General features: G+C 72.7%; 8 protein-coding genes and 1 pseudogene. 5 read left to right on the forward strand and 4 right to left on the reverse strand.

Features of this window, described 5'->3' with window-relative positions; genetic code table 11:
* Positions 1–209 precede the first annotated feature (209 nt).
* A complete protein-coding gene (locus CCN72_RS33260; RefSeq protein ID WP_086811972.1) occupies positions 210–1,088 on the reverse strand; it encodes an SCO6745 family protein in 879 nt (292 codons plus the stop codon).
* A 39-nt stretch (positions 1,089–1,127) separates the two neighbouring features.
* A complete protein-coding gene (locus tag CCN72_RS33265; protein WP_086811974.1) occupies positions 1,128–1,661 on the reverse strand; it encodes a YbhB/YbcL family Raf kinase inhibitor-like protein in 534 nt (177 codons plus the stop codon).
* Between the two features lie 111 nt (positions 1,662–1,772).
* On the opposite strand from CCN72_RS33265, the gene CCN72_RS33270 reads away from it, so the two are divergent.
* Both CCN72_RS33270 and CCN72_RS39325 read left to right on the forward strand, forming a co-directional pair.
* Positions 1,773–2,465 (forward strand): GntR family transcriptional regulator, encoded by a 693-nt coding sequence (locus CCN72_RS33270; protein WP_086811976.1) that lies wholly within the window; start codon positions 1,773–1,775, stop codon positions 2,463–2,465.
* A 71-nt stretch (positions 2,466–2,536) separates the two neighbouring features.
* Positions 2,537–2,695 (forward strand): hypothetical protein, encoded by a 159-nt coding sequence (locus tag CCN72_RS39325; protein WP_158101462.1) that lies wholly within the window; start codon positions 2,537–2,539, stop codon positions 2,693–2,695.
* A 24-nt stretch (positions 2,696–2,719) separates the two neighbouring features.
* On the opposite strand, the gene CCN72_RS33275 is transcribed toward CCN72_RS39325, so the two are convergent.
* Entirely contained in the window at positions 2,720–3,070 is a 351-nt protein-coding gene (locus CCN72_RS33275) for a DoxX family protein (protein WP_086811977.1), read from the reverse strand.
* 78 nt (positions 3,071–3,148) lie between these two features.
* On the opposite strand from CCN72_RS33275, the gene CCN72_RS33280 reads away from it, so the two are divergent.
* The gene (locus tag CCN72_RS33280) at positions 3,149–4,006 is read left to right on the forward strand and encodes a sigma-70 family RNA polymerase sigma factor (RefSeq protein WP_086811979.1); all 858 of its coding nucleotides are present in this window, start codon (positions 3,149–3,151) and stop codon (positions 4,004–4,006) included.
* A gap of 221 nt (positions 4,007–4,227) precedes the next feature.
* Positions 4,228–4,626, forward strand: coding sequence for a luciferase domain-containing protein (locus CCN72_RS33285; RefSeq protein ID WP_158101463.1), 399 nt, complete (start codon positions 4,228–4,230; stop codon positions 4,624–4,626).
* A 16-nt stretch (positions 4,627–4,642) separates the two neighbouring features.
* Here CCN72_RS33285 and CCN72_RS33290 read toward each other — a convergent pair whose 3' ends face one another.
* Entirely contained in the window at positions 4,643–5,422 is a 780-nt protein-coding gene (locus CCN72_RS33290; RefSeq protein ID WP_086811980.1) for a DeoR/GlpR family DNA-binding transcription regulator, read from the reverse strand.
* Between the two features lie 149 nt (positions 5,423–5,571).
* Here CCN72_RS33290 and CCN72_RS33295 point away from each other — a divergent pair.
* Positions 5,572–6,447 (forward strand): annotated as a pseudogene (locus tag CCN72_RS33295) (SIS domain-containing protein); the annotation flags it as partial.
* Positions 6,448–6,615 lie beyond the last annotated feature (168 nt).

Below are 6,615 nucleotides of genomic sequence, written 5' to 3' on the forward strand. Positions count from 1 at the left end.
GGGGGCACTTGCGGGGGTGAGGGGGTCCGCGCACCGCGACCCCTCGGCCTCGGTCCTCAAGGCGGCTCTGGCTGCTGCTGCACGCAATGCATCGTCCTCCTTCGTGGCGCTCACCGTGTGAGCGCGGTCGCGTAACCGAGCAGGCCGACGCTCAGGGACCGGGTGGCGGGTTCGCTCCCGCGAGGGACCGTTCATGCGAGATCAGGCCGTCAGTGGACGGTCTGGAACGTGCCCGCCGCGGTGAACGCGTTGGTGATCGGTGCGATGAGTGAGGCGAAGCGGCGGGCGCCCGTGTTGCCGATCGGCGCCCACAGTGCGGCGCAGTGCTCGTCGGTTTCCGCTTCCATGCGCTCGCGTGCCGCGCTGCCGGCGTCGGTGAGTACGGAGTCGGAGTCGAGCCAGCCGCGTGCGACGAGGCGTGCCGTCGCCGCGTTCCACTCGTCGTCGTCCCATTGTCGGGTCGCTCGCGCGAGGGTGGCTGGAAGGCGGCCGGTCGCGGTGTGCAGGACGAGGCAGTCGCACGGCCCGAGGCCGTTGTCGGCGAGTACGACGAGGTGTGCGTCGCCGCGCCATTCCCGCGCCACCGTGATCTGCTGCCAGAGTGCGACGAGGGGGTCGGGGGGAAGCGCGACCGAGGCGTTCGCGGCGGCCAGCACCTTGCCGGCGTAGTCGGCGCCGGCGACGACCGGGTCGATCAGCGAGCGCGCCTCGGCTATGTGGTCGTCGGTGAGTTGCACGTCGACGCGCCGTATCGCCCTTTCGGCGGCCAGGAAGCGGGCGGCCCGCCATCGCTCGGGCGGTGCGGCGTCCCATGCGCCTGCCATGGCCCGCACCGCCCGGGGGCTGAAGTTGTAGAAGGCCGCGAGCGTGACCTGCCACGGAACCGCGCCCAGCGCGGCGGACCGGAAGGCCAGATACGCCGGCCCGGGGTCGGTCACGCCCAGCTCGGCCGCCTCCTCGGCGGTCTCGGGGACGAGGTAGATGAACAGATGGGCGGCGGTGACGGCGCGGCTGACGGTGCGGACGGTGTCCAGGTCCATCAGGCCGATGCCGCGGCGGGTGGGGTCGGGAAGGGTGTGGAGGTGCATGGCGGTGGTGTCTCCGGGGAGTCGGGTGGCGCGGTGTCGTCAGGCGGGGGTTTCGGCGGTGGCGGTCAGCACCGCGCGGCCGAGGGTGTGACCGGCCATGGTGAAGCCGAGGACGGCCGGTGTGGCGTCGGCGGGGACGCCTGTCGAGGGGACGTCGAGGGCGTGGACCACGACGAAGTAGCGGTGCGGGCCGTGTCCGGCCGGTGGGGCGGCGCCGAGGTAGCGGGCGGTACGGGCGTCGTTGGGCAACTGGTAGGCGCCCCCGGGCAGATACGCGCCCGTGTCGTCGCCGGCGCCCTCGGGGAGTTCGGTGACGGTGGCGGGGATGTCGGTGACCGCCCAGTGCCAGAACCCGGACCCGGTGGGGGCGTCGGGGTCGTAGACGGTGACGGCGTAGCTCTTGGTGCCCTCCGGTGCGCCGCTCCAGGACAGCTGCGGGGAGATGTCCCTGCCGCCGGGCAGGCCGGAGGCGTGCTGCGCGGGCGGCCAGGCGGCGCCGTCGTCGACGGTGGTGCTGGTGACGGTGAAGGAAGCCGCCTCGGGGAGGCGGGCGAAGGGGTCGTTGGCAGGCACAGCGGTCGTTCCTGTCCGGACGATGACGTCCTTCGGCGGCTGGTGAATCGACTGTAACAGCAATAATCGATTATCTAAGGAATCGTCTATCCGATCGTCTAGGATGGGCGCATGACTCAGACGGCGCACTCCCCGGCCCCGCCGGGGAAGCAGATGCTCTCCGAGCAGGTCTACGCACACCTGCGGGACGCGATCATGCGCGGGGACCACGCCCCCGGCGCCCCTCTCAAGCCGCAGGATCTCGCCAAGGAGCAGGGCGTGAGCCTGGCCGTGGTGCGCGAGGCGCTCGTGCGGGTGGTCGGCGAGGGGCTCGCCGACCGGCTGCCCAACCGCGGTTTCGCGGTGCCGTCCTTCTCCGACCGCCGCTGGCAGGAGATCGCGGAGGCCCGCCGGACCGTCGAACCGGCCATTCTGCGCATGTCGATCGAGCGTGGCGACGTCGACTGGGAGGCCCGGGTGCGGGCCGCCCACCATCGTCTGGTGCGCACTCCGGCGTACGCGCCGCAGGAGGGCGAGCACTACACCGGCGCCTGGGCCGAGGCGCACCGAGCCTTCCATCGCACGTTGCTGGAGGCGTGCGGCAATCGCGCACTGCTGGAGACGTTCGACCGGTTGTGGACCGCGAGTGAGCTGGCCCGCCGTTGGTCGGCGCACCGCGACCCCGGCCGGGACGGCGCCGAGGAACACCGCAGGCTGGAGGAGGCGGCGCTGGCCCGCGACGCCGACACCGCGGCCGACGTCCTGGTCCGGCACCTCACCTTGACCGCGGCCGCTCTGACCGGTGATTCAGATCGGGCCGTCTAGAGGAGGCGGTCTGGATCAGCCTGCGGACCAGAGAGACGCCTGCGCTGTGCGGTCCGGTCAGGTGGGTGACGGTGCGGGCCGAACGTGGGCGGACGGGCCGGTCGTCGTGCGGGCGGCGCCCGGTGGCGGTGTGGAGCGTGGTCCTGTTCTCACCGCGCGGCCTGGCCACACCGCTGGCGGCGTTGATCGCCGGCCGGGCGCCGGGCGGAGCGGTGCGGCTCGGCCCGTGAACCCGGCGACGGCCGGCCCCGGGCTCAGCCCGCGAAGTAGACGGTCGCCGCGACGGCCAGCAGCAGATATGCGCCGGGGAACGCGATGTTGTGCAGGACGTGCGCGCGGACGTGCGTGATGATCGCGCCGATGAAGAACGCGGTCAGGCCGGCGCCCGCCGCGAGGCCGAGCCACCGGGCACCGAGCAGTCCGGCGGTGAGGCCGACCGCGCCGGCGAGCTTCAGGGTGGCCAGGTACGGCACGGCGGTGGGCGGGACGCCGACCAGGGCGGCGTTCGCGGCCACGAACCGGGCCTTCCGGTAGTCGGCGATCGCGATGAAGGCGTTGGCGGCGACGCACAGGACGGTCAGGGCGAACGCGATCTGTAGACTCATGAGGGTCTCCTCGGGGTGCGAGCAGGGATGGGCTGAACCGACCCTCCTGACGTTCGCGAGCTCCGAAAGGTGACACCCGTGCCGATCACGGTCGAGGACTTCGAGGCCGCCCGGCCTCAGCTGCTGTCGGTCGCCCACCGCATGCTGGGCTCGGTCCATGACGCCCAGGACGCCGTCCAGACCGCGTGGCTGCGCGCCGCCGCCGGGCACCGCGCAGAGCGGATCGACAATCCGGCCGGGTGGTTGACCACCGTCACGGCCCGGCTCTGTCTCGATGAGCTGCGCGCCCGCCGCCGGCGTGGCGAGGCACCGCTGCTCGCGGACGCGATCCCGGCCGAGCAACTGTCCGCCGACGAAGCGGTCCTGCGCACCGAGAACGTCTCGCGCGCTCTGCTCGTCCTTCTGGAGCAGCTGACCCCGCCCCAGCGCGTCGCCTACGTCCTGCACGATCTGTTCGCCATGCCGTTCGACCAGATCGCCCAGGTCCTCGACGGGACGGTGCCCAGCGCCAAGAAGCACGCCAGCCGGGCCCGGCGGCGCCTGCACTCCCCGGCACCCGTCGAGGCGCGGCGACAGGCACGACAGGCACCGGACCGCGAGATCGTCGAAGCGTTCCTGGCCGCGGCCCGCACCGGCGACACCCGCGAGATGATCCGGCTCCTGGCCCCCGACAGCGTGCGCGACGCCGACGCCGCACTCCTCCCGCCCGGAGCACGTACGGTCGTCACCGGCGCGACCGCCATCGCCACCGAGACCGTGCGCTTCGCCGACCGTATCCGAGCGATCTGCCGGCTCACCGTCGACGGCGCCCCCGCACACCTCATCGCACCCGGCGGCCACCCCCTCGCCGTCCTCCACATCGGCACCGACCGCGGCCAGGTCACCCGGATCACCTTGCGGCCGGTACGGCCCACCGACGTCTTCGCGGCCGTTTGATGCCGGGAGTGGCCCGAGGTGTCGTCACGGCTCCTCACCGTGAGGCGGCGAAGTGGGGGGCGGACGTGGGGGTTTGGCCAGATGGCGGGCCGAATCGGCATGCCGGTCGCTTGCGTTGTGTTCGTACGCGTGTATGGGCGCGGCAACCCGGTCCGGATACAGGTCGGTTAATGCTTGCTCACGCGCTGGTTGCAACGGGGTGAGCGCGTCATGATGGGCCCATGACGTTGGCCTCGCGCGCATGCGCGCAACTGGCGACCTGGCCGGACCTGAGACAGGCCGTGCCGAGCTGCGGTCAGGGACAGGCGGTGGTTTCCGCCAAGGGTGAGATCGTCCATTTCCATTCGGACCGCGATGTCGATCTGCGGCTGACCGACCGGGCCATCCGGCGGTTCGCCAGGGACCTCAAACGCTCCGGCGTGATCAGGATCGTGCCCGGCTCGCCGTGGGTGACCCTGCGCCTCGACGCCGCGAGCGATGTCGATCTGCTGCTGACCCTGGTCAGCGTGGCCCTCCAGGCCCAGCAGTTCCCGCCCGACACGGTCGACCGCCCGCTGATGGGCTGCAACGACCAGCGCGGCGCGGGGTTCGTGAAGGTCGATCGCGGCGCCCTCTGGTAGCCGGACGGCTCGCGCGTCATACGGCGACGACGCGGATCCCGGCCTCCTCGAAGCGGTGGACCGCCTCCGGGTCCACCGCCGTGTCCGTCACCAGGGTGTCCACCAGACGCGCGGGGCAGATCCGGGCGAACGCCCGCTGGCCCAGCTTGCTGGAGTCCGCGGCGACCACCACCCGTTCGGCGCGCTCGCACAGCAGCCGGTTGATCGCCGCCTCCGCCTCGTCGTGCGCCGCCGCGCCGTGCACCACGTCGAAGGCGACCACCCCGAGCACCGCCACATCCAGCCTGATCTGCCCGAGCACCCCGTCCGCGAGCGGCCCGATCAACTCGTACGACTGCGGGCGGGCCACCCCACCGGTGACCACGATCTTGAACTGGGGCCGCACGGCCAGCTCATTGGCGATGTTCAGCGCGTTGGTGACCACGGTCAACGCCGGGGAGCCGGTGGCCAGATCGCCGCGCACGGCGAGGGCGCGGGCCACCTCCGTGGTCGTCGTGCCCCCGGTCAGCCCCACCGCCTCGCCCGGCGCCACGAGATCGGCCACCGCGGTGGCGATCCGCTGCTTCTCGGAGGCGCGGCGGGCGGTCTTGTAGCGCAGCGGGAGTTCGTACGACACCCCGTGCACCACCGCGCCGCCCCGGGTGCGGACCAGCATCTGCTGCTCGGCGAGCTGGTCGAAGTCCCGGCGGATCGTCGCCGCCGACACCGCCAGTTCGGCCGCCGCCTCCTCGACGTCCAGCCGGCCGCGCTCCACGAGCAGTTCCAGCAGCGCCTTCCAGCGGGCGTCCCGGGACATCCGCGGCCTCCGTTCTCCATGCGTTCCTCGATCGGTGACCCTAGCGCACCCCCGTAGTGCGCCCCCGGTCCCATGGGAATGCTTGATTGTGCTCGAAAGCTCGCTATATCTTGCAGGAACAATCAGCCAGGCCAGGGGAGGGTGTGGGCATGACCCATGTCGAGGACGAGCTGAACAGCCAGCCCGCGTGCTGGACGCGGGCCGCCGAGGAGGCGGGACGGCACCGGGACGCGCTGCCGGCGGCGGGTGAACGGGTCGCGGTCGTGGGCTGCGGGACCTCGTACTTCATGGCGCAGGCGGTGGCTGCCCTGCGCGAGGGCGCGGGGCAGGGCGAGACCGACGCTTTCGCCGCCTCGGAGTTCCCGTACGGGCGGTCGTACGACCGGGTGATCGCCCTCACCCGCTCCGGCACCACCACCGAAGTGCTCGAACTGCTGGGCCGGTTGCGGGGTGCGGCGACCCGCACCACGGCCGTCACCGCCGACCCCGCGACGCCCGTGATGAGCGCCGCCGACGATCTCGTGGTGCTGGACTTCGCCGACGAACGCTCCGTCGTCCAGACCCGGTTCGCCACCACCGCCCTCACCCTGCTGCGCGCCCACCTCGGCCTGCACACGGACTCCGTGGTCGCCGACGGCCGCACCGCACTCACCACCCCTCTGCCCCAAGGCCTGGTCGAATGCGGCCAGTTCACCTTCCTGGGGCGCGGCTGGACGGTCGGGCTCGCGAACGAGGCCGGACTGAAGATGCGCGAGGCGTCCCTGTCCTGGACCGAGGCGTACCCGGCGATGGAGTACCGGCACGGCCCGATCAGCATCACCACGAAGGGCACCGCCACCTGGATGTTCGGCGAGGCGCCCGACGGGCTCGCCGAACAGGTCCGGGACACCGGTGGGTTGTGGGTCGACGGCGGTCTCGACCCGCTCGCCGAACTCGTCCGCGCCCAGCGGCTCGCGGTCGCCGTCGCCGCCGCGCGCGGCCTCGACCCGGACCGGCCGCGCCACCTCACCCGCTCGGTGATCCTCACGGCGGACGCGGCGGACGCGGCGGACGCGGCGGATGCGGTGGATTCGGCGAGTGTGACGGATGCGGCGAGTGTGGCGGACGTGGACGACGCGGCTGACTCCGCCGGTCCGGCCGGGGCTCTTGACCCCGCCGGGTCCCCCGAGGTCCCCGGGCCCCGCGATCCCCGT

This window comes from Streptomyces murinus, assembly GCF_002154555.1.
In the GTDB taxonomy this organism is placed as follows: domain Bacteria; phylum Actinomycetota; class Actinomycetes; order Streptomycetales; family Streptomycetaceae; genus Streptomyces; species Streptomyces murinus.